Origin of the sequence: Bacteroides sp. CAG:189, from assembly GCF_000432295.1 — a bacterium.
GTDB lineage: Bacteria > Bacteroidota > Bacteroidia > Bacteroidales > Bacteroidaceae > Bacteroides > Bacteroides salyersiae.
In genome coordinates this window covers 44,795-69,269 of the sequence record NZ_HF991118.1, presented here as the reverse complement: position 1 = coordinate 69,269, position 24,475 = coordinate 44,795, and the positions used below count along the sequence as shown (strand labels likewise).

At 42.6% G+C, this 24,475-nt stretch carries 17 protein-coding genes and 1 pseudogene; 11 read left to right on the top strand and 7 right to left on the bottom strand.

Annotated features, from left to right (window positions below; all coding sequences use genetic code 11):
• From QVP90_RS16605 to QVP90_RS16595, 3 genes and pseudogenes are all read left to right on the top strand, one after another.
• A pseudogene (locus QVP90_RS16605) lies at window positions 1–252 on the top strand (replication-associated recombination protein A); the annotation flags it as partial.
• 36 nt (window positions 253–288) lie between these two features.
• Window positions 289–1,755 (top strand): glycoside hydrolase family 140 protein, encoded by a 1,467-nt coding sequence (locus QVP90_RS16600; RefSeq protein WP_021937044.1) that lies wholly within the window; start codon window positions 289–291, stop codon window positions 1,753–1,755.
• Window positions 1,756–1,828: 73 nt separating this feature from the next.
• The gene (locus QVP90_RS16595; protein WP_005932318.1) at window positions 1,829–2,785 is read left to right on the top strand and encodes a D-2-hydroxyacid dehydrogenase; all 957 of its coding nucleotides are present in this window, start codon (window positions 1,829–1,831) and stop codon (window positions 2,783–2,785) included.
• A 119-nt stretch (window positions 2,786–2,904) separates the two neighbouring features.
• Here the strand turns inward: QVP90_RS16595 and cydB are convergent, their stop codons facing one another.
• From cydB to QVP90_RS16565, 6 genes are all read right to left on the bottom strand, one after another.
• Window positions 2,905–4,053: a cytochrome d ubiquinol oxidase subunit II gene (cydB, locus tag QVP90_RS16590; RefSeq protein WP_005932319.1), complete on the bottom strand. Its 1,149-nt coding sequence runs from the start codon at window positions 4,051–4,053 to the stop codon at window positions 2,905–2,907.
• 32 nt (window positions 4,054–4,085) lie between these two features.
• Window positions 4,086–5,654, bottom strand: a complete 1,569-nt coding sequence (locus tag QVP90_RS16585; protein ID WP_021937043.1) for a cytochrome ubiquinol oxidase subunit I — start codon at window positions 5,652–5,654, stop codon at window positions 4,086–4,088.
• Between the two features lie 59 nt (window positions 5,655–5,713).
• A complete protein-coding gene (locus tag QVP90_RS16580; protein ID WP_021937042.1) occupies window positions 5,714–5,941 on the bottom strand; it encodes a DUF4492 domain-containing protein in 228 nt (75 codons plus the stop codon).
• Between the two features lie 187 nt (window positions 5,942–6,128).
• Window positions 6,129–8,450 carry an ABC transporter permease gene (locus QVP90_RS16575; protein WP_021937041.1) on the bottom strand — a complete coding sequence of 774 codons (2,322 nt, stop codon included), beginning with the start codon at window positions 8,448–8,450 and terminating at the stop codon, window positions 6,129–6,131.
• A gap of 31 nt (window positions 8,451–8,481) precedes the next feature.
• Entirely contained in the window at window positions 8,482–10,803 is a 2,322-nt protein-coding gene (locus tag QVP90_RS16570) for an ABC transporter permease (protein ID WP_021937040.1), read from the bottom strand.
• A gap of 13 nt (window positions 10,804–10,816) precedes the next feature.
• Entirely contained in the window at window positions 10,817–11,491 is a 675-nt protein-coding gene (locus QVP90_RS16565) for an ABC transporter ATP-binding protein (protein WP_021937039.1), read from the bottom strand.
• A 505-nt stretch (window positions 11,492–11,996) separates the two neighbouring features.
• Between QVP90_RS16565 and QVP90_RS16560 the strand changes: the two genes are divergently transcribed.
• From QVP90_RS16560 to QVP90_RS16530, 7 genes are all read left to right on the top strand, one after another.
• Window positions 11,997–12,803, top strand: a complete 807-nt coding sequence (locus QVP90_RS16560; RefSeq protein WP_021937038.1) for a metallophosphoesterase family protein — start codon at window positions 11,997–11,999, stop codon at window positions 12,801–12,803.
• 22 nt (window positions 12,804–12,825) lie between these two features.
• A complete protein-coding gene (locus QVP90_RS16555; RefSeq protein WP_224204039.1) occupies window positions 12,826–13,446 on the top strand; it encodes a hypothetical protein in 621 nt (206 codons plus the stop codon).
• Window positions 13,447–13,538: 92 nt separating this feature from the next.
• Window positions 13,539–14,879 (top strand): sigma-54-dependent transcriptional regulator, encoded by a 1,341-nt coding sequence (locus QVP90_RS16550; protein ID WP_005932341.1) that lies wholly within the window; start codon window positions 13,539–13,541, stop codon window positions 14,877–14,879.
• On the top strand, window positions 14,876–16,189 hold the full coding sequence (locus QVP90_RS16545; RefSeq protein WP_021937037.1) for a sensor histidine kinase: 1,314 nt from the start codon (window positions 14,876–14,878) through the stop codon (window positions 16,187–16,189). The genes QVP90_RS16550 and QVP90_RS16545 overlap by 4 nt, the downstream gene beginning before the upstream one ends.
• Window positions 16,190–16,265: 76 nt before the next feature.
• Entirely contained in the window at window positions 16,266–16,931 is a 666-nt protein-coding gene (locus tag QVP90_RS16540) for a Crp/Fnr family transcriptional regulator (protein WP_005932347.1), read from the top strand.
• Between the two features lie 408 nt (window positions 16,932–17,339).
• Window positions 17,340–18,971 carry a hydroxylamine reductase gene (hcp, locus tag QVP90_RS16535; RefSeq protein ID WP_044094000.1) on the top strand — a complete coding sequence of 544 codons (1,632 nt, stop codon included), beginning with the start codon at window positions 17,340–17,342 and terminating at the stop codon, window positions 18,969–18,971.
• A gap of 201 nt (window positions 18,972–19,172) precedes the next feature.
• Window positions 19,173–20,618 carry a potassium/proton antiporter gene (locus QVP90_RS16530; protein WP_005932350.1) on the top strand — a complete coding sequence of 482 codons (1,446 nt, stop codon included), beginning with the start codon at window positions 19,173–19,175 and terminating at the stop codon, window positions 20,616–20,618.
• Window positions 20,619–20,780: 162 nt separating this feature from the next.
• Here QVP90_RS16530 and QVP90_RS16525 read toward each other — a convergent pair whose 3' ends face one another.
• Complete coding sequence (locus tag QVP90_RS16525) at window positions 20,781–22,568, bottom strand: alpha-1,3-galactosidase-related protein (RefSeq protein WP_021937036.1); 1,788 nt, start codon at window positions 22,566–22,568, stop codon at window positions 20,781–20,783.
• Window positions 22,569–22,805: 237 nt separating this feature from the next.
• Here QVP90_RS16525 and QVP90_RS16520 point away from each other — a divergent pair, with 237 nt between their 5' ends.
• On the top strand, window positions 22,806–24,470 hold the full coding sequence (locus QVP90_RS16520) for a long-chain fatty acid--CoA ligase (RefSeq protein WP_005932357.1): 1,665 nt from the start codon (window positions 22,806–22,808) through the stop codon (window positions 24,468–24,470).
• Window positions 24,471–24,475: the final 5 nt, after the last annotated feature.

Sequence of the window (24,475 nt, the reverse complement as noted above, 5' to 3'; positions counted from 1 at the left end):
GTACGCGAAACCGGTAGCCTGCCCGTCCCCCTGCATCTGCGCAATGCACCGACCAAACTGATGAAGCAATTAGGATACGGACAAGAATACAAGTATGCGCATAGCTACGAAGGCAATTTCGTGAAACAGCAATTCCTGCCCGATGAACTGAAAAACAAACGTATCTGGCAACCGCAACATAATCCGGCAGAACAGAAACATGCCGAACGGATGCAACAGTTGTGGGGTGACCGATACAAAGAGAATAAATAAAAAATATCCCGAACTGAAAAAAATACTAAAAACACCATGAGAATTATCCGGCTGTTTGCCCTGCTCCTATCGTTTCTGAGCATAACATCATCTGCCTTTGCACAAAACAAGAAACAAAAAAACTACATTCCCTGGAGCAATGGAGAACTTTTGGTTTCTGAAGAAGGACGATACCTGAAACATCGGAACGGTACCCCTTTCTTCTGGCTGGGCGATACCGGCTGGCTACTCCCCGAACGATTGAACCGCGATGAAGTTGAATACTATCTGGATCAATGCCAACGTCGCGGATATAACGTGGTACAAGTACAAACCATGAATGATGTTCCGTCCATGAACATCTACGGGCAATATTCCCTACCCGACGGTTTTAATTTTGCGAACATCAACCGAGAGGGCGTTTACGGATATTGGGATCACATGGACTACATAATCCGCACGGCTGCCCGAAAAGGAATTTATATCGGTATGGTATGCATCTGGGGAGGGCCTGTTAAAGCCGGAAAGATGTCGGTAAAAGAGGCACAGGCTTACGGAAAATTCCTATCTGAACGGTACAAGGACGAACCGAATATCATCTGGATTATTGGAGGAGATATCCGTGGCGATGTAAAAAGAGAGGAATGGGAGGCTTTGGCCACTACGCTGAAATCAATTGATAAGAAACACCTTATGACGTTTCATCCGCGAGGCAGAATGACTTCTGCAGAATGGTTCGCTGATACTTCCTGGATGGACTTCAATATGTTTCAGAGCGGACACCGCCGTTACGGACAGCGTTTGGGAGATAAAGAGTATCCCATTGAAGAAAATACGGAAGAAGATAACTGGCGCTATGCAGAACGTTGTCTCGCAATAACTCCTCTGAAGCCCGTCATCGACGGAGAACCGATCTACGAAGAAATCCCTCATGGCCTGCATGACGAAAACGAGTTGAGATGGAAAGATCATGACGTACGGCGTTACGCTTATTGGTCGGTTTTCGCCGGCTCTTTCGGGCATACTTACGGTAATAATTCCATCATGCAGTTTCTTAAACCGGGGGTAACCGGCGCATATGGCGCAAAGAAGCCTTGGCAGGAGGCTATGAATGATCCCGGCTTCAATCAAATGAAATATTTGAAGAACCTTATGCTTACTTTTCCGTTCTTTATACGTGTACCAGATCAAACGATCATCGCCGGCACAAACGGAGAACGTTACGATCGTGCCATAGCTACACGTGGAGACGACTATCTGCTGGTATACAATTATACCGGACGACCGATGCAAATCGACCTCCGTAAAATCAGTGGAACCCGAAAATCCGCATGGTGGTATACAGCCAAAGACGGCAAATTGGAATACATCGGAACGTTTGACAACGGCATACATGAATTTCAGCACCATAGCGGTTACAATAGTGGAAACGATCACGTACTGATTGTAACGGATAGTAGCCAGAACTATGTACAGAAGGAATGGACCGAACTACCGGACGCACAACAAAAATGGATAAAATAATGGTTCAGAATGATCCATTCTGTCCGGAATAAAATATAAACCGACTCGAATAATAACCATTAAACGAACGAATATGAAAATTGTAGTATTAGACGGTTATGCCGCCAATCCCGGTGATTTATCCTGGGAAGGTCTGAAAACGTTGGGCGAATGCACGATTTACGACCGCACTGCTCCCGAAGAAGTATTGGAACGTGCTGCCGGTGCAGAAGCGATCCTTACAAACAAAGTAGTAATCACCGCAGAACAGATGGCAGCCCTACCCGATTTGAAATATATCGGAGTACTGGCTACCGGATATAACATCATAGACATCAACGCAGCCCGCGAACGCGGAATTGTCGTTACCAATATCCCGGCATACAGTACCCCCTCCGTGGGACAAATGGTATTCGCCCATATCCTGAATATCACCCAGCAAGTGCAGCATCATTCTGAGGAGGTACGCAAAGGCCGGTGGACGAATAATGCGGACTTCTGTTTTTGGGATACTCCGCTCATCGAATTGCTTGGAAAAAAGATCGGCCTCATCGGTTTGGGACAGACAGGCTATAACACCGCCCGCATCGCTATCGGCTTCGGTATGAAAGTATGGGCTTATACTTCCAAGTCGCGTTTGCAACTGCCGCCGGAAATAAAAAAGATGGAACTCGACCAGATATTCCATGAATGCGACATTGTGAGCCTACATTGTCCACTGACGGAGCAGACACGGGAATTGGTAAATGCCCGCAGACTGGCTTTGATGAAACCGACCGCTATACTTATTAACACAGGACGCGGGCCGTTGGTCAATGAACAAGATCTCGCCGATGCACTTAATAACAACCAGATTTATGCTGCCGGAGTAGACGTATTGTCTACTGAACCACCACGTGCGGATAATCCGTTGCTTACGGCACGTAATTGCTACATCACCCCGCACATTGCCTGGGCTACTACTGCTGCCCGTGAACGGTTGATGGGAATTATGCAAGAAAACCTGAAAGCCTATATAGCAGGAAAACCGGTAAATAATGTGGCAAAATAATAAGTATTTCATCCTTATATTTACACAGACCTTTTACTAAAGGATAAATTACAACAGAAAAAGACGGATAAGCAACTTAGTACATTGCTTATCCGTCTTTTCATAATCAACTCACCTATTTAGTAAGCGTGACCGCCTTCGTCCATCTCTTCGGCATCGATCTTCTTCTTATCAATACTACGCCATGCATAAAATATATAAGCAATGACAAAAGGCACGAGAATAGACACATACGCCATTGTCTTGAGAGTAAACTGGCTGGAACAACTGTTGCTCAACGTCAGCGAACTCTGGATATCAGTAAACGATGGATAATAAGCAGTGTTATTATATCCGGCCGTAAGCAGTAAAGCAAGCACGGTAAGAATCGTACCGATCCCGGCAAACCATATTCCTTTATCAAAACCCTTCTTCAAAAGGGTACGCAAAATACCGAACAGTACCAACACCACTCCTAACAGAAAAATCCCTAAAACAACAGGCATCTCCAAAAAGTTCGTCAAATACTTATACGGCTCCATATACACCTCTTTCGTGTCCGGATTCACCGCATAACCGTCAGCGAGCAATGTGCGGATAACGAATGCCAAGAAAAAGATAAGAAAAAGCGCTGTATTTCCATATATAGAACGACGGCATTTTGCCACCAGCTCCTCATCGGCAATATTATTGATAAAATAAAGTGCACCCAGAATACGTGCCAAGAAAAATACAGCCAGTCCAAGAATAACATTCCACGGATTAATCAATGCATCCAGCCCGTGCCATCCATTACCCCATTGGCTGATGACAGGCATAATTGCATTCCCCATGTTCGCCTTGTTGATATAGAAATCAGAACCGGTAAAGAAAGTAGCTACGGCGCCACCCAACAATAACGGTCCTACCACTCCATTGATTACCAAAAACACCTGATATGTCTTTTTACCCAACAAATTGCCGGCCTTACTCTGAAACTCATAACTGACCGCCTGCAATACAAAGCTGAATAGGATAATCATCCAAAGCCAATATGCACCGCCGAAACTCGTACTGTAAAACAGAGGAAACGAAGCAAAGAAAGCGCCACCGAACGTCACCAGTGTAGTAAACGTAAACTCCCACTTGCGACCGGTGGAGTTAACCATCATCTTACGATGTTTTTCTGTCTTTCCCAAACAGAAAAGCAAGGAATTACCACCCTGCACAAACAACAGGAACACAAGTATGGCTCCTAACAGAGAAACTATCAGCCACCAATAATGTTGAAGAAATATATATGTACTCATACTTTTAGCAGTTAGAATTTAATAGTTAGAACTTAGTAACTGGAATCGTCTTCAGAAACCTTCGGGCCTTTCTTTATCTCACGTAGCATAATCCCTATCTCGGCAATCAGCATGACAGTAAAAAGTATCACAAAGATAAAGAAAGTAGCTTGCACAGACCCGACATCCAATTTAGAGATCGCAGCCGAGGTTGGCAACATATCGCGAATAGCCCAAGGCTGGCGTCCGCATTCAGCTACAACCCAACCGGCCTGTCCGGCGATATACCCCAACGGAATCGTCCAAAGGGCAATATATTGCATCCAACGCATTTTAGATAAATCCTTCTTGTATACAAAGAAAAGAACAACTATAAAAAACAGGATGAAATATCCTCCCAACATCACCATCACACGGAAAGCATAAAAATTGAGAGGGACATTGGGTATCAATTCGTGTACATCCTTAATATATCCATAACCAAAATACGGTACATTTTCCATCAACACGGAATAGGCAACCTTTGCATCCGCTTCATTGCCCACCGCTTTGGCAGCTTTATAGGCGTCCAGTGCGGCAATGGCAGTCCGTCCCCGCTCTATCTTTTCAGTTGCAGAAAGGGCGATCGTACCGTCTTTCTGCACATAACCTCCCTCTATGATATTGTTGATACCGGGCACAAAAGCATTCATCTCACGCTCTGCCAATAAGGAAAGTAATTTGGGAACTTCGATACGGAAAAGAAAAGGATCCACTCCATCGTCATACGATTTCTTTTCGGGATTCAGCATACCAACAGCCACCAGCCCTGCCCCCTCTTGTCCTTCATAATAGCCTTCCACGGCCGCCAATTTCATCGGTTGCGTCTGTGCAATCTGATAACCGGAACCGTCTCCTGTCCATAAAGAGAGTAAAGAAGCAACCAATCCAAAGATTGCACCGATCTTAATGCTCGACATGGCAAATTTCGTATCACGCTTCTTCAAAAGAAACCAACAACTGACACCTACCACAAAAATAGCTCCTAATACCCAACCGCTCAATACCGTATGAAAAAACTTATTGACCGCTACCGGAGAAAAGGCCACCGCCCAAAAATCTACCATCTCATTGCGGACACTATCCGGATTGAACTCCATGCCTACCGGATTTTGCATCCAGGCATTGGCAACAAGAATCCACCAAGCAGAAATCGTAGCTCCCAATCCGGTAAGCCAGGTAGAAGCAAGATGAAAACGTTTGCTTACCTTTTCCCATCCAAAGAACATGACAGCAATGAATGTGGCTTCCATAAAGAAAGCAAGGATTCCTTCGATTGCAAGCGGGGCACCGAAAATGTCGCCTACAAACCAAGAATAATTGCTCCAGTTGGTTCCGAATTCAAACTCGAGTATCAAACCGGTAGCTACTCCGACGGCAAAGTTTATACCAAAAAGTTTCATCCAAAACTTAGCGGTATTCTTCCAGAATTCCTTACCCGTTTTGTAATACAGCGTTTCCATGATACCCATCACTACTGCCAATCCGAGAGTGAGCGGAACAAAAATCCAATGGTACATGGCGGTCATTGCAAATTGGGCTCTCGACCAATCAATCAATGAGGTGTCAATACTTTCAATCATATTATTTTGTAGTTAGTTGTTAAAAATCAGTAGGAAAGGTACAGAAATGACACAACCGTTCAATCCGAAGGAGGAATAGCCCGCCGGATGAGTTCGTCTCCTACATATTCGCTCTTTTCTTTATCCGTGGAAAGATGTCCCAAATAATTAGGGAAGAAGAAGATCTTGAGTATGAAGAACATAATAAATAGTTTCACTATAATAATAAGCCATAGCGTACGACCGAGAGTCATACTGCGAAAGCCTTCAAGATAGAAGTTCCAGACATTCATAAGTGTATTCTTCATATATCAAAGCGTGTAGAAATTGATAACTGTCGCTAAAATACAATTTATATGAAGATTAACAAACAAAAAGAAGAAAAGGTTCAAAAAATAGTGAGTAGTGACCAGTGATTAGCCGGCTGCGCTGTGATGCTGCATGGCACTAATCACCTATCACTAATCACCATTCCGGCTAATCACTTATCACTACTTATTCATTTTTAATACTGTTCACCGGATTCTCATTGGCAATATGCCAGGCTCTGAGCACCACACAAAGTATAATAAGTAACAGCACACCGATACCTAACGCTATGAACCATAAAGGCGAAAGTAACTTACTATCCGCAAACTGTTCCAACCATACCCCGGATACGTACCAAGAAAAGGCGATGCCTATAACAACCGCACCGACGGCAACTTTTAATATATCTATAGTCAATAAATACAAAATGGAAAATGCAGCGGCACCATTCACTTTACGAATAGCAATTTCTTTACTACGGCGCACCGTTTCATTATTTACATAACCTATTAACCCCATGAGAACGATAAAAAGGATGCAACAAGAAGTAATCCAAACGACATTCCGGAAACGGTATACATCTTTATAGTTCATACTTTGGATGGTAGAATAAGAAGTGAATTCCAACGTAGACATCGGATACGTTTCTTTAATAAAAGTATTCAGCCGTATCAGATTCTCGTCCATCGGTTCCTTCAAGCGCACGTTATAAGCAAAATTATGTTGGTCATTATATATAAAAGCCGTACAGGTTTGCCCTAAAAAGAAACCCATATTACGTATATCCTCAATGACACCGACCACCGTAGGCTGGCTGTCGAGCCCCACCCATCCCGGTTCGACGGGTAAACGCTGCCCTAAGGCTTTGTCTTCCCATTTCATTATTTCCACTACCTTGCGGCCTATCACAGCTTCTCCTTTATGCGACGGCCAGTTCCCCTCTACCAATTTTATACCCACCGCCTGCGGGAAACCTTTGGAATATCTTTGGAAATGCAGCGGGCAGATGAAATTTCCTTTCGTATCCAGCAGCCTTGTTGTGCCATAATGTGACAATAGCGATTCGGAAGAACGTACTACCGATTCTACATACGGCTGCCGACGGATTGCATCTTCTATTCCCTGCAAATCTTCGGTTCTATACTTTCCTGTTACCAACCTCTCCGTATCGAAGCCAAGATGGCGGGTAGTCAGGTCATGATATTGCCAGATAGTAGTGAGCAACATACCAAAAATAAACGATACACCCACAAATTGCACAAACAGCAATCCGCGTTTCCATGTACGTTTAGCATCGGCATAGCGGCGGAAGATTTGCGTCACAGGAATGTGGGCAAACATTCGTCCCGGCAAAACGCCCGCTACAAAGAAAAGCAGCAATACCGTCAATCCGGGTACCCAAAGATTCTGCCATACAAACAGGTCCGGCAAACGAACACTCAGCAAGTCTTCTATTCCTTCACGGAAGTTGTACATCAAAAGCAGGCATAGCAATGCAGAGGTAAAGACAAATAGGGCAGTCTCCCATAAAAACATCTCCAACACCCGTGCATCATTAGCACCACAGCATTTGTGGATACCTACCGCCTTTGCCCGGTGGCCCAAAGAGGCAACAGCCGCCAACACATAATTCATGATCGAAACAAAGAATATAGAGAACCCCAATGTTCCCAATATCACCAATAGGCGAATGCTTCCGGGCATACTGAGATGGATGTCCGGCAAGGGAATCACGTTGTATTCGACGGTGGTATCCGATCCCTGCCGCGTACTCTTATACTTCTCCACCGCTTTCTGTATTTGTCCGTTCATAACCTTCACATCCCCCGGGTGTTTTAAACGGAAAAAGATGTAATACATGTCATTGCGCCCCCAAGTGCCACGCCCAAATCCAAGTTCTTCCAATGTGAGCATAGAGATGGCAATATTATGCGGAAAGACGGTATTTCCGGGTATATCCTGATAAATTCCGCGTACCGTAATCTCCTTATTTCTAAGTATCGAAAACGTTTTCCCCAAGGGATCCTCGTCACCGAAAAGCTCACGCGCCTTACTCGCAGATAAAAAAGCAGATCCAGGCTGTCCCAACTCACGTGGATTCCCCTTTAGAACTTCTAAGCCAAGTGTGTGGAAAAAGAGGGTATCGACATACATAATGGCTACATCCTCTAACTTTTTGTCACCAATGTAAAGCTCCGGTTGAAAGAAATTCAAGCCCGCAGTTGCGCTTTCCACAAGTTCGGGTAATGCTTCCCAAAGGTCGGCAGCAGCAGGATAAAATACAGTATAGTCATATCCATTATCGGGTATATTGTTTTTAATATACCGGTTACGCAATAACACCACGTTGTCCGGCTCCTTGTAGAAATTCTCATAATTCAGCTCATAGGCAATCTGAGAAAAAAGCAGAACCCCTATCAACAATCCCAATGTGAGGGACACCAATTTTATAATATTATTCCCGCGTCCTCGCAACAGAATCCGAATGGTATAATAAAGGTGTCGCATAAAATTATCACTACTAATCACTTATCACCACTTATTCATTTTTAATACTGTTCACCGGATTCTCATTGGCAATATGCCAGGCTTTGAGCACCACACAAACGATAATCAATAATTGAATGAACAAGGCTGTACCTATAAAAAGTAACGGATTCAATTCTATTTGTTCAGCAAACTGATCGAGCCAAGCTCGTCCGGCAAAATAAGAAACAGCCGTACCGATTAGAATGGAGAGAACGGAAACATATAAGATATCACGTGTCAACAAGCGCAACACATGGAAGGCTTCCGCCCCATTGACTTTACGAATGGCTATTTCCTTGCTTCTGCGTTGAGTCTCATCGTTCACATAACCTATTAATCCCATAATCACGATAAGCAGAATGAAACAAGAAGTTATCCAGACAGAATTACGGAAACGGTATACATCTTTATATAGGTCTTTTACCATATGATCTACCGACATGAAATGCAAGGATACATCGGGAAAAGTTTTCTCCATATACTCATTCAAGCGTTTTAAATTCTCATCAAACGGTTCTTTCAAACGGACATCAAATGTATGGTTAGCCTGTTCCTCAGTACCTATCAGGATAATGGGTGACTGAGCGGCATAAAAACTCTCGTTACGGATATCACGGAATACACCGACTACCGTTCCCGCTACATTGTTTACTCTTTTTCCCACAGCGCCATCTGTCCATCTCATCAGGCGTACAAGTTCTTCATTGACCAGCAAATCTCCCCCTTTCTTCATAGGAGTCCCCTCTATAATCTTGATACCCATTACTTCGGGATAATTGTAGTGGCAGTAATTAAAATTAAGCGTGGCAAGACGTTTACCGTCATTACTCATCAATCCTCGTGTCCAATACTGCCCAAGTACACTATGAGTAGCCACAGTTACTCCTTCCACCATCGGCTGTCGTCTCAACTCATCCTTTATATGCTCTACTCTTTCTTTCGGAAGCCAGCTCTCCGCTTCGGTCAACCCGGTTACATCGATTCCCATATCGCGATTCATCAGATGCCCGTACTGCAATAGTGTAACCAGCAACAGGCCAAGTACAAAAGACACCCCGGTGAACTGTACGAATAGCAACGAACGTTTCCATCCCTTCTTCCCGTCGGTATAACGGCGAAACACTTGTGTAACGGGAATACGTGAGAACAAACGTCCCGGAATCCCGCCTGCCAGTACGAAAAGAACAAGGATAGTCAGTAAGGGTACCCATAGCGTTCCCCAAGTGAAAAGGGAAGAAAGACGTACGGAAAGTAAATCTTCGATCATTTCCCGGGCATTAAAAATCAGAAGAAAACTTAATAACACGGAAAGTATTACAAGAATTCCCGTCTCGGCCAAAAACATACTGAAGATATTCGTTGAACTGGCACCGCTACATTTATGTACACCCACACTCTTTGCACGCCGGCTTAAGGTGGCAATAGAAATAAGCATATAGTTCATGATGGCAACAAAGAAGATGGCAAAGCCCAAAAAGCCATAGATGACCAAACGCTTTTGCACATCAGGGGAATCTAAATGACGCTTCACAAGCGGAATAATACTGTAATCCATTTTCCAGTCGTCAATGGTAGTCTCGGTGTATTTTTCTATCACACGCTGGATGTTGTCATTTACTTTATCCATATCCGAATCACGGCGTAAACGCAGAAAAGTATAGAATACATCATTTCCATTCCAACCATTCCCTGCCTGATATCCTCCCTTATTATTATAGATAGATACTACGAAATCGTGGGTCAGCATCGTATTTTCCGGTACATCTTTGTATACACCGCGAATCGTAAAAGTATTCTGTTTGTCGGCAGAGAGTATTTTACCGACAGGATCTTCATCTGCAAAAGTTTCACGGGCAAAACGCTCAGAAACAAAAACACTTCCGGGAATAATCAAATCCTTCAGATTCCCTTTCAGCAAGGGGATACCGAAAACTTGAAAAAAACAACTATCCACATAGATATAATCCACATCCGACAGCAACTTCTCTTCATAATAAATATTATACTCTCTTTCCGGAAGAACACAACTTGCATACTCCACCTCCTCAGGCATACTTTCGGCTACCGCGTTAGCTGTCGGTGCAAAGACCGTATAGTCATAGTTGGTACCATCATCGCCCATTATCTCCCCTGTGCTAAGATTGGTTATCTGGGCACGTACCATTGCCAACCGTTCTGCCTCCGGGTAACAATTCTCATAACTCAGTTCAAAAACGATCTGTGAAAAGAGTAGAATACCGATGGTCAGCCCCAACGAAAGTGAGATCACTCTTATAAGATTGGAACCGCGCTCACGCAGTAATGTCCGTATACTATAATAAATTTGTCTCATAATATCTTACAATTTAAATGGTTACACTTGCCACGACACTACCATCAAAAAGATGAACCGTGCGATGGGCAAACGAAGCATCATGTTGGGAGTGTGTCACCATGATGATAGTCGTACCTTCTTTGTTGAGCTCCGTCAGCAGATTCATTACTTCGGCACCATTTTTCGAGTCAAGATTACCTGTAGGCTCATCGGCCAAAATCAGCTTGGGATTGGTAACCACCGCACGGGCAATAGCTACACGTTGCTGCTGTCCACCGGAAAGTTGCTGCGGAAAATGTTTGGCACGATGGCTGATGTTCATGCGTTTCAGCATATCCTCTACCATACGGCGGCGTTCGGTGGCCTTGATGCCTAAATAAGTCAGTGGTAACTCTACATTTTCGTACACGTTAAGTTCATCGATCAAATTGAAGCTCTGGAATACAAAACCCAATTTGCCCTTGCGTACACGGGTACGCTCTTTTTCTTTTAATCCGGCCACTTCTTCCCCCATCAGTTTATAAGAACCTTCGGTGGGATTATCCAGCAATCCGAGAATATTTAATAAAGTAGACTTACCACAGCCCGAAGGCCCCATGATGGCAACAAACTCTCCCTCTTTTATATCCAGATTCACATGATTCAATGCAACCGTTTCTACTTCAGAAGTACGGAACACCTTACTAATGTTTTCAATTTGTATCATACTGTTTTTTTATTTATAGGTTTTTATTATTCACTTTTTATACTATTTACAGGAGCTCGATTGGCAATATTCCATGCTTCGGTAACCACACTTGACAGAATAATCAAAGAGCAACGTTTGAATCACATAATAAAATTGTCTCATATATCTTACAAAGTTAATTGTTCTTTTTTAGAAATAGAGAAGAAACGTTTCACAACGTCCCTCCTCCACCGGCTTATACATGAAGCCAGTTAATCTTAAAGAAATCATATTAATTGTTTATATTCCATTGCTTGCTTTAAAGCAGAAAACATGCCAGAAACAGGAACTTTCTCATTTTCAAAAAGATATAAAATCGTAGACTTTAGCAGAGTGTCTAATAATTAGACAACACCCGTCTAATTATTAGACAATACTTCTGCAATATTGTTCTATAACTCTGAATCGGAAAAAAAGAACATTGCCCATACGTTTGAAAACTATACCTTTGCCGAAAGTTTTCAATAAATAAACGAAGTAGATTATGAAAAGAAAGAATATGAATGCCTTTCTGGCTTGTCTGTTCCTGTTTTCCGGATGCGATATAATAGATTACCATCCCTATGATGTACGTATCAAAGGAGAAACGGATATCAATGCCAAAAACATTGAAAAAATAGAAGCCAACTGTAAAGGCAAAACTACCATCCGGTTCGTTGCTATGGGAGATTCGCAACGTTGGTATGATGAAACGGAAAAGTGCATAAACTCCATCAATGAAATGGGAGATATCGATTTTGTACTTCACGGAGGAGATGTAAGTGACTTCGGCCTTACTGATGAGTTCTTGTGGCAACGAGACATTATGAACGGTCTGAAAGTACCCTATGTCGTTCTGTTGGGTAATCACGATTGCTTGGGAACCGGTAAAGACACTTACATGAAAGTATTCGGACCGACCAATTTCGCTTTCATTGCAGGAAATGTAAAATTCGTCTGTTTGAATACCAATGCACTGGAATTTGACTATTCCGAACCCATCCCGGATTTTAACTTTATCGAGAAACAATGGACAGAGCGGCAGGATGAATTTGAGAAGACAGTTGTAGCCATGCATGGCCGTCCGGGATCGGATGTATTCAACAATAATGTATCCAAAGTATTCCAACGCTACATTACCCAATATCCCGGACTTCAATTCTGCATCAATGCGCACGACCATAGATCTACTGCAGACGATCTTTTTGAAGACGGCATCATCTATTACGGAAGCGACTGCATGAAACGCCGCAGTTACCTACTATTTACCATAACCCCCGATAACTATACCTATGAAGTGGTCTATTTTTAAATATGCTCTCTGTGCAGGACTGATGCTTATATGGTTCAGCCCTGAAGTTTCCGCCCAACAAGCACCGGCCGAACTAAACAGCAAATATGACAAACGCGTTCACCGTTATCGCAGAAACTGGGAGAAACTGATTCCGACACATACCAAAATCCAGTTTGCCGGAAATATGGGATTGCTTTCTTTCGGCACCGGATGGGATTACGGAAAAAAGAACCAATGGGAAACAGATATTTTCTTCGGTTTCGTTCCTAAATATGACTCCAAACGCGCCAAAGCTACCATGACATTAAAACAAAACTACCTGCCATGGAGTTTACATTTAGGAAAAGGTTTCTCCACCGAACCACTAACCTGCGGTCTCTATTTCAATACCGTATTCGGCAATGAGTTTTGGGTTCGCGAACCGGACAGATATCCGAAAGGGTATTATAATTTCTCCAGTAAGATACGTTCGCATATTTTCTTAGGACAACGATTAACTTATGACATCGACCCTAAACAACGACATACAGCAAAAGCAATCACCGTATTTTACGAGCTAAGTACCTGCGACTTATACCTGATAAGCGCCGTTACCAACCGTTACCTCCGACCAAGAGACTATCTAAGCCTTTCCTTCGGGTTGAAACTTCAACTCTTTTAGTGACGAGGAGTAGTGATTGGTGATTAGCGGCCGGCACTAATCACTTATCACTAATTATTATTATCTTTGTTCCCGTATTAACTTCCAAACTTATGAACAAACAGGGAACTATTCTTATTGTCGATGACAATAAAGGGGTACTGACAGCTGTCCAGCTACTCCTCAAAAACTATTTCACAAAAGTCATCACACTCGCTTCTCCCGTTACCCTGCCGGCAGTGCTACGCGAAGAAGTACCGGAAGTGGTTCTTCTCGATATGAATTTTACTTCCGGTATCAATAATGGCAATGAAGGTCTTTTCTGGTTGCACGAAATTAAAAAACTACGCCCTGCTCTCCCTGTCGTACTTTTCACTGCATATGCCGATATCGATCTTGCCGTACGGGGCATCAAAGAGGGAGCTACGGATTTTATCGTAAAACCCTGGGATAACCAAAAACTTGTCGAAACATTGCAGACTGCCGTTACCCATACCAAAAATAGAAAGAAGAAGAGTACAAATGAAGAAAAAACATCCGGTTCTTCCATGTATTGGGGGGCAAGTAACGCCATGCAACAACTTCGCCAACTTATCGAGAAAGTAGCCATCACCGATGCCAATATACTCATTACAGGTGAAAACGGTACAGGAAAAGAAATGCTGGCAAGAGAAATACATGCTCTGTCTTCCCGAAAACAAGCAGAAATGGTAGCAGTCGATATGGGAGCCATCACGGAATCTTTATTCGAAAGCGAGCTATTCGGCCATGTGAAAGGCTCCTTCACCGATGCCCATGCCGACCGGATAGGAAAATTCGAAGCAGCCAACCGCAGCACCCTCTTTCTGGATGAGATAGGAAATCTCCCCTATCATCTGCAAGCCAAACTACTGACCGCCATCCAACGACGAAGTATCGTTCGTGTAGGAAGCAATGAACCACTGCCGATAAACATACGCCTTATCTGTGCTACCAACCGCAACCTTCAGGAAATGGTAGACCGGAACGAATTCCGTGAAGACCTACTCTACCGTATCAATACCATTCATGTCGAGATTCCCCCTTTACGCGAACGGAAAGAAGATATCGTACCTCTGGCCGAACGTTTCATTACCCGTTTTTGCAAACAGTATGATAAAGCACCGATCAACCTTAGCCCGTCAGCCAAAGAAAAGCTGATTGCCCATCCTTGGTACGGGAATATCCGTGAATTGGAACATGCCATTGAAAAAGCAGTCATCATTAATGACGGAACCCTCATTCCCGCAGAGTTATTCCAGCTTCCCCGCCGTACAGAAATGCCCGATACCGCCGCATCGACTCTTGAAGAAATGGAAATGAGAATGATTCAAAAAGCTCTTGAAAAATGTAATGGAAATCTTTCTGCCGTAGCCACACAGTTAGGTATCACCCGGCAAACCTTATACAACAAAATGAAAAAGTTCGGTCTATGAACTCCATATCCAAATTATTAGTAAACCGATATTGGTTTCGCCTCCTGCTGAGTATCTGCCTGAGTGTAACCGCAACTTTATTCGGAGTGAATGGAAACTTTTTCTGGATGGGGCTGAGCATAGGTGCATTGGTCATCAGCATCTGGTGGCAATTACGTCTCTACCGACATCATACCCGCCAAGTACTCTTCATGATCAACGCACTCGAAAACAACGACAACGCTTTCCACTTTCCCGAAGACCAGGATACAATAGAAAACCGGCAAATAAATCATGCCCTCAACCGGGTAGGTCATATGCTATACAATGTAAAAGCAGAAACGGCCCAGCAAGAAAAATATTACGAACTTATACTTAATTGTGTCAATACCGGATTGCTGGTTCTCAGTGACAGTGGTGCCGTTTATCAAAAAAACAATGAAGCTCTCCATTTACTCGGACTCAATATATTCACACATATACGACAACTCAGCCGCATCGATACCGGCCTTATGGAGCTTATCTCTTCTTGCCAGGCCGGAGATAAGCTTCAAACTACTTTCACCAATGAACGGGAAACGATCAACCTGTCCATCCGTGTATCGGATATAACAGTAAGGAAAGAACATCTTCGTATTCTGGCTCTCAACGATATACATACCGAATTGGATGAAAAGGAAATCGACTCCTGGATCAGACTGACCCGCGTACTGACTCATGAAATCATGAATTCCGTTACTCCGATCACATCACTCAGTGATACGCTACTCTCCCTCTCCAATACAAAAGACGAAGAGATACGCAACGGGCTGCAAACAATCAGTGCCACCGGAAAAGGACTGCTCTCTTTTGTAGAATCCTACCGTCGTTTCACCCGTATCCCGTCTCCGGAACCTTCTTTATTTTATGTCAAAGCCTTTATCGAACGAATGGTGGAACTGGGTAAACATCAAAATCCGGATGGAAACATAACGTTCCAAATAAATATTTCACCGGCCGATCTGATCTTATATGCCGATGAAAATCTAATTTCTCAGGTTGTCATCAATTTGCTAAAAAACGCAATACAAGCAATAGGCAATCAGCCCGATGGATGCATCTCCATTCACGCTTACTGCAATGAATCGGAAGAGATTATGATAGAAATCAGAAATAATGGCCCTGTCATTCCGCCGGAAGTAGCCGAACATATATTCATCCCTTTCTTCACTACCAAAGAAGGAGGAAGCGGAATCGGTCTTAGCATATCAAGACAAATCATGCGTCTGTCCGGAGGAAACATCACTCTATTCCCGGGGAAGGAGACAAAATTCGTATTGAAGTTCAAATAGAACTCAATCAAAACGGTATTCAAACAAAAAAGATCTGCCAACTGTTCTATTTGTACATTATTAAATCATATAACTCATGACATCACTTATCAACAATCCGCTATTCAGTGGTATTTCTGCCGAAGTACTTTCCGATAATCTCAAGGATGTTAATTACCATACTAAGGTTTACCGGAAAGGAGACATTCTTGCCCGGCAAGGAGATATCTGTAACCGCCTTGTCATCCTTACTAAAGGAAGTGTACGCGGAGAAATGATCGACGATTCCGGACGTTTGATTAAAGTTGAAGACATTACCGCCCCAAGAGCTATCGCTCCGCTTTTCCTTTTTGGAAACGAAAACCGTTATCCGGTCGAAGTCACGGCCAACGAAGCAACCGAAGTAATCGAAATACCCAAAACGAGTGTATTAATGTTGTTCAGAAAAAACGAGAGATTTCTGGAAAACTACATGAATCTATCTGCCAACTATGCCCATACTCTTTCAGACAAACTCTTCTTCATGTCTTTTAAAACGATCCGACAAAAGTTAGCTTCATATCTGCTTCGTCTGTCCGGACAACAACAAAGCGAACAAATTACCCTCGATCGTTCTCAACAACAGCTAAGCGATTATTTCGGAGTATCACGCCCTTCACTGGCACGAGAACTGGCTCATATGCAAGAAGACCGGTTAATTACGGTTGACCGCAAACAGATAACCATCCTCCGTAAGCAGGAACTAATCCGGTTGATTCAATAGACACCTCTTGCACAGGAATATCCTGAACAACACATATTCTCATCTAAAACTGTAAAACCAGAATATTTCCTTTCATATTTAGAGCCAGTTTAATTTTCTCCTTAAGGTTTTATCTGCTTATTTTGAGTATATTTTCGGTCTGTTTCCCTATTTTTTCACTCGTCAGATAGCCCGCTACCCCCCCCCTCTTAAAAGCAGAAAAACATCCTCAAAAAGAACTCTCAAAATAATGCCGAGCAAAATTTAAACAAGCTTATGCTTTCTTATAAAGCTGAATCACTTTACAAACATAGAAACTTAAACAAAATAAAATAAAAAAATCACGAGTTGTAACATTGGTTACAGAACCGCCTCAAACCATTCCTCTACTTTTGCGTTCAATTAATAACCTATAAATACGTAAAAATTATGAGTATGTTCTGTTATCAATGCCAAGAAACGGCAAAAGGCACCGGCTGTACGCTAAAAGGGGTCTGTGGAAAAACGTCCGAAGTCGCTAATCTTCAAGACCTTCTGCTCTTTGTTGTGCGGGGAATCGCCGTATACAATCAAAAATTACGTTGGGAGAAACGCCCTTCCGACGAAGCGGACCGCTTTATTTTTGACGCACTCTTTATCACCATTACCAATGCTAATTTCGATAAAGTTGCCATCATCCGTAAAATTAAAGAAGGCTTAACACTGAAACATAAGCTTTCGCAGGAAGTTACTATCGAGAATGCTCCCGATGAATGTACCTGGAACGGCAGTGAAGAAGAATTTGAGGAGAAAGCCAAAACGGTCGGAGTACTCCGTACACCGGATGAAGATATTCGTTCTCTAAAAGAATTAGTACATTATGGTATAAAAGGGATGGCTGCATACGTAGAACATGCTTATAATCTGGGACACGAATCACCGGAGATATTCGCATTCATGCAACAGGCACTTGCTGAACTGACACGCGATGACATTACGGTCGATCAGCTAATCAGTCTTGTACTTGAAACCGGACGATACGGGGTTTCTGCAATGGCACAATTAGATGCAGCCAATACAGAAACTTACGGCAATCCGGAGATTTCAGAAGTAAATATCGGAGTAGGTGAAAATCCGGGTATTCTTATCAGTGGACACGATTTAAAAGATCTCGAAGAATTGCTGCAACAAAGCGAAGGTAAAGGTATCGATATTTATACTCACAGTGAAATGCTTCCGGCACATTACTATCCCCAACTTAAAAAGTACAAACATCTGATCGGTAATTATGGTAACGCCTGGTGGAAGCAAAAAGAAGAATTTGAAAGTTTCAACGGCCCTATACTGTTTACCAGTAATTGTATTGTTCCTCCCCGTCCGGACGCCAGTTACAAAGATCGTATCTACATCACCGGTGCTTGTGGCCTGGAAGGTGCTACTTACATTCCCGAACCCGAAAAAGGGAGTCAAAAAGATTTCTCTGCCATCATCGAACATGCCAAACGTTGTCAACCGCCCGTAGCAATAGAAAGTGGTAAAATTGTAGGTGGTTTTGCTCATGCACAAGTCATTGCACTGGCAGATCAAGTGGTAGAAGCCGTTAAGAGTGGAGCTATCCGGAAGTTCTTCGTCATGGCCGGATGTGACGGACGCATGAAGAACCGCGAATATTATACGGAATTTGCAGAAAAATTACCTAAAGACACGGTTATTCTTACGGCAGGCTGCGCCAAATACCGCTACAACAAACTGCCTTTAGGAGATATCAACGGCATTCCCCGTGTATTGGATGCAGGACAATGCAATGACAGTTATTCACTGGCAGTCATTGCAATGAAATTGAAAGAGGTATTCGGCTTGAAAGACATTAATGACTTGCCCATCATATACAATATTGCCTGGTATGAACAGAAAGCAGTTATCGTATTACTTGCTTTATTGTCTTTGGGCGTAAAGAATATACACCTTGGTCCTACCTTACCGGCTTTCCTTTCGCCAAATGTTAGAAAAGTACTGGTCGAAAATTTTGGAATTGCCACAATCAGCACTGCAGATGAAGATATTATGAAGTTCCTGAGCTGATTCCGGTCATGTAAGAAAAAGCCATACAGATTATACAAATATGCGCAGATTGCTATTCCCGTATCCAATGGAAACAGCATCTGCGCAATCTTTTTTTAGATGAAATACATCCAAAACGTACTTTCATTTGTTATCTAAATTGTGTAACTTCGCAGAGTGAACCCCCAAAGACTAATTTATAACTTTTATAATACATAGCCAATGTTATTCACTGCAGAAAATATCCTACTTGTAGGTTCTATCTTACTTTTCGTTAGTATTGTTGTTGGAAAAACCGGATATCGTTTCGGAGTACCCGCATTGTTATTATTCCTCGTTGTCGGTATGGCATTCGGAAGTGATGGGCTTGGTTTCCAGTTTCACAGCGCCCAAACAGCACAGTTTATCGGTATGGTAGCATTAAGTATTATCCTTTTCTCGGGAGGTATGGATACCAAATTTACCGAAATACGTCCCATACTTACTCCCGGTATTGTATTATCCACTGTCGGTGTGCTGTTAACCGCCTTATTTACAGGACTGTTTATATGGTGGATTTCCGGTATGAGTTGGAGTAATATCTATCTCCCACTTACCACTTCGCTACTATTGGCTTCTACAATGTCATCTACAGATTCCGCTTCCGTCTTTGCCATTCTCCGTTCACAAAAGATGAATTTGAAGTACAGTCTTCGTCCTATGCTTGAGCTGGAAAGTGGTAGTAATGACCCGATGGCATACATGCTCACTATCGTTCTCATACAATTTCTTCAGTCTTCGGGCATGGGAGCAGGTGCCATACTCGGTTCATTTGCCGTACAGTTCCTGGTAGGTGCTGCGGCCGGATACGGATTAGGCAAGCTGGCCATATTAATCCTGAATAAAATAAACGTCGACAATCAGGCACTCTATCCCATCCTACTGCTCTCATTTGTGTTTTTCACGTTTGCCATCACCGACCGTCTGCACGGAAACGGATATCTGGCCGTATACATTGCCGGTATTATGGTAGGTAACAACAAAATCATGTATCGCAAGGAGATTGCTACTTTCATGGACGGATTAACCTGGCTTTTCCAAATTATCATGTTCCTTATGCTCGGCCTGCTCGTCAATCCCCACGAAATGCTTGAGATTGCCTGTGTGGCGCTTCTTATCGGTATATTCATGATTGTTATCGGTCGTCCGCTCAGCGTATTCCTCTGTCTGCTTCCTTTCCGGAAAATAACATTTAAATCACGATTATTCGTTTCGTGGGTCGGATTGCGTGGAGCGGTCCCCATCATCTTCGCCACTTATCCGGTAGTAGCCAATGTAGAAGGTTCCAACGTCATATTCAACATCGTATTCTTTATCACCATTGTTTCATTGGTCGTACAAGGTACCACAGTTTCTTACGTAGCCCGCTTACTCAATCTCTCTACTCCACTTGAGAAAACCGGAAATGATTTTGGCGTAGAATTGCCCGAAGAAATTAATTCCGATCTCCGGGATATCACAGTAACACAAGAAATGATTGAAAAAGCCGATACACTGAAAGAGATGAACCTTCCCAAAGGCACCCTCGTCATGATTGTGAAACGCGGTGATGAGTTCCTGATACCTAACGGAAGTCTTAAACTCCATGTCAATGATAAGTTGCTGCTTATCTCGGAAAAAAAAGAATAATAATGTGACAATGTGCTAATATGCCAATGTGCCAATTAGCTGCGCTATCATTCCGCACAGTAATTGGCACATTATTTATTGGCATATTATTTAATTAATACATTATTTGATTAATACATTCTCCAATTGGCATATTGGCACATTGACCAATTGGCACATTATTTACTCTATCTGTGCATTTGTAACCCGTTCCAGAAGGAAACGGCTTTTGTTCCAATGAAACGGTTTATACTCTGTATTTAATCGGATCGTGTTATTACGGAATATAAGTCCGTCCACTGATTTCGCATAAAGAATAGGAGCATCAAATGTATCGAATTCATTCTCTTCAATCACAATGCCTCCCTCAGTACCACCATGAAAATATTTTTGCTGTGATTTCAAGTCCGGTATCTCCGGATAAATGGAAATTACAGCATTGGTAAACTGGAACATATTTGTCAATGCATTGACAAAACGATTTTTACGGATAATCACATTCCGGCAAGCTCCCGTCTCATACCAACCGTTACAATCTCCACACAGCAATATAGCCGTTCCGGATGTATGGTCAAATAAATTATTTTCTGCAACCGTCTTCCTGGGAGTACTGAACAACGCACCCCGTGCACGGTTATTACGAACCACATTATCAGCAAACACAACTTCCGGTGTCCAAGTCAGGTTCTCTATACCAAAGCCACTTTCTTCATTAATAGCCGGATCGACAGGGTCACGAAACGTTATACTAAATTCACGTGCTCCTTGAATATCCTCTTTGTCGTAGGGACGAATATCTGTAATGTTATTCTGTTCACCAATAAGTTCCATTGTCGATGAACGGATAAACTGCACTTCATCTCCGGTTCTTCCCCATTCGAATCCCCAAGCTTGGTCGTGCATATAGCGTCCTATCAAAGTACGGTCATCCACCCGCTTTACCACTTTCAGATAAGTGCCGTGTACATTGATCGCATCATCCATCATCCCTTCATACAATCCGTTTCTTGAAATTATTTTTCCTTTACAGCCCGAGAAGTGAGTAGCATCGGCTTGAGTAGTAAAATAACGGGGATCGTCATTCCCTTTCAGGCAAACACTAAACCCATCCAACGTTATATTTTCACACAATTGTGCCAATAATCCCATCCCTTCGGCATAATGCACTTTCACATTCAATAATCGGGTATCTGTATCATGAGAAAGAAATATTCCGGGTGCAGGCCGGAAATAGGTCCGCAAGGCAATAACCGTTCCGGGCACGAGACGAGTGTCTTTCCAGCTCTTTATATTTAAACGACGCGGTGCCACTTGAACCACCTCTTTATTGGGATAATGCAAATCACTGGTATTATAAACGATATGGCGGCTTTTAGCTTCAAAAGCAATGCCACTGGAAGGCCGTAACATCCAGCCGTCTCCCAATGTCTCAAACACAGAATCCTTACTGACCCGATAATCCACCCATGGAGCTACCTCATACGTTGTTCCATTCTCCGGAGAATTATCTATAATCTGTATCTGCGTTATATGCGGATTTTCAAAATCGATACTAAAGTTTTTCAATACACAGTTCTCCGAGCGTAAAAGAGAAATCGGAAGCATCCGCCCATGAAAAATAAATTCAGAGCCTTGTCCGTCAAGAGTGAAATCCCTCATTTCTTCAATAGCAATTCCTACCTTCTTCGGGTTAGTTTGATCGTGATTGGAAATGTAATATTCACGAATGGTAGCATTTTTCTCATAAAAATGATACTGTCCCGCAGGAAACTGAAGTACAATTTTATCGCCTTCCCGGTAATCCTTTCTGATTCTGTCCAATACTTTCCGCAATACGGGCGAAGCATCTTTTTTTACATTGGCTTTCAAGCCAAAATCGGAAACATTATATACACGATCGGCAGCACAGATATCTACAGAAAATAAAAATCCCAATAAACCGACAGAAAAAAATACAAAAAATGTTCTCATAGCATTCAACATTACTCTTGTTTTGAGTTTAACAATATATTCGGATACAAATATATATTTTTTGTACATAACCCGACTAAACCAATCACTTTTTTTGTCTAAAATCAAGTACAAATGTTCTTTTTTTCGCTATTTCTATTCTCTCGTTAATTAACCGTAAAACTTTTCGAGAGAATGTAGTTTATGTTAATGATATATTAATTTTGCGCAGTTTTAAAATAAATGTGCAAAAACGTAATGGAACAACAACAAGGGTTCATAGACTTTATTGAGCAGAGTATTATAAAAAACTGGGACTTAAGTGCCTTGACGGATTACAAAGGAATCACCCTTCAATACAAGGATGTTGCCCGTAAGATAGCAAAGTTTCACATAGTACTTGAAAGTGCAGGTATTCAACCCGGCGATAAGATAGCCGTCTGCGGACGTAACAGTGCACATTGGGCCGTTGCCTTTTTAGCTACCGTTACTTATGGAGCAGTAATCGTCCCTATTCTTCACGAATTCAAAGCCGATAATATACATAATATTGTCAACCACTCGGAAGCTAAATTGCTTTTTGTCGGTGATCAGGCTTGGGAGAATCTGAATGAAGATGCCATGCCGTTATTAAAAGGCATTGCCTCTCTAACAGACTTTTCAGCACTCGTATCCCGTTGCGACAAGTTGACTTATGCATTCGAACACCGAAACGAAATATACGGTCGCCGTTATCCGAAAAACTTCCGTCCGGAGCACATTTCCTATCGTAAAAGCGCCCCGGAAGAATTGGTAATCATCAATTATACTTCCGGTACGACCGGTTATTCCAAAGGAGTTATGTTACCCGCCCGCAGTATGTGGTCCAATATCACCTACTGTTATGAAATGCGTCCTTTAAAAACAGGAGATACGGTCGTATCGATGCTCCCATTAGGACACGTATTCGGTATGACGTATGACTTTCTTTATGGTTTCTCAGCAGGAGCGCATCTCTATTTTCTCACCCGGATGCCCTCCCCTAAAATCATAGCGCAATCTTTTGCCGAAATCAGGCCGAAATTGATTTCATGCGTACCGTTAATTGTAGAAAAGATCATTAAAAAAGACGTATTGCCCAAACTTGACAATAAAATCGGCAAGCTACTTTTGCGTGTTCCCATTCTTAATGACAAGCTAAAATCAAGGGCACGGCAGGAAGCTATGGAGATATTCGGTGGTAATTTCAATGATATTATTATCGGAGGTGCCCCCTTCAATGCAGAAATAGAAGCTTTCCTGAAAAAAATAGGATTTCCTTATACCATCGCTTATGGAATGACAGAATGCGGGCCTATCATTTGCTCAAGCCACTGGCAAGATTTAAAGAAAGCCTCCTGTGGAAAAGCAGCCAGCCGCATGGAAGTAAAAATAGATTCTCCCGATCCAAACACGCATGCCGGTGAGATTATTTGCAGGGGAACCAATCTCATGTTGGGTTATTATAAAAATCCCGAAGCTACCGCTCAAATCATAGATAAAGACGGGTGGTTGCATACCGGAGATCTGGGTACAATGGACAATCAAGGTTATGTTACGATACGCGGTCGTAGCAAAAATCTGCTACTAAACTCCAGTGGGCACAATATCTATCCCGAAGAGATAGAGAGCAAGCTGAATAACATGCTGTATGTCTCAGAATCATTGATCGTGTTACAAAACGATAAGTTAGTGGCACTGATATATCCGGACTTTGATGAAGCTTTTGCCAATGGCCTGCAACAACCGGACATTGAAAAAGCGATGGAAAACAACCGTATCGAGTTAAATCTTCAGCTACCATCGTACAGCCAGATAACCAAAGTCAAAATTCACTTCGAGGAATTTGAAAAAACAGCAAAGAAAAGTATCAAGCGATTTATGTATCAAGAGGCGAAAGGGTAATTCTT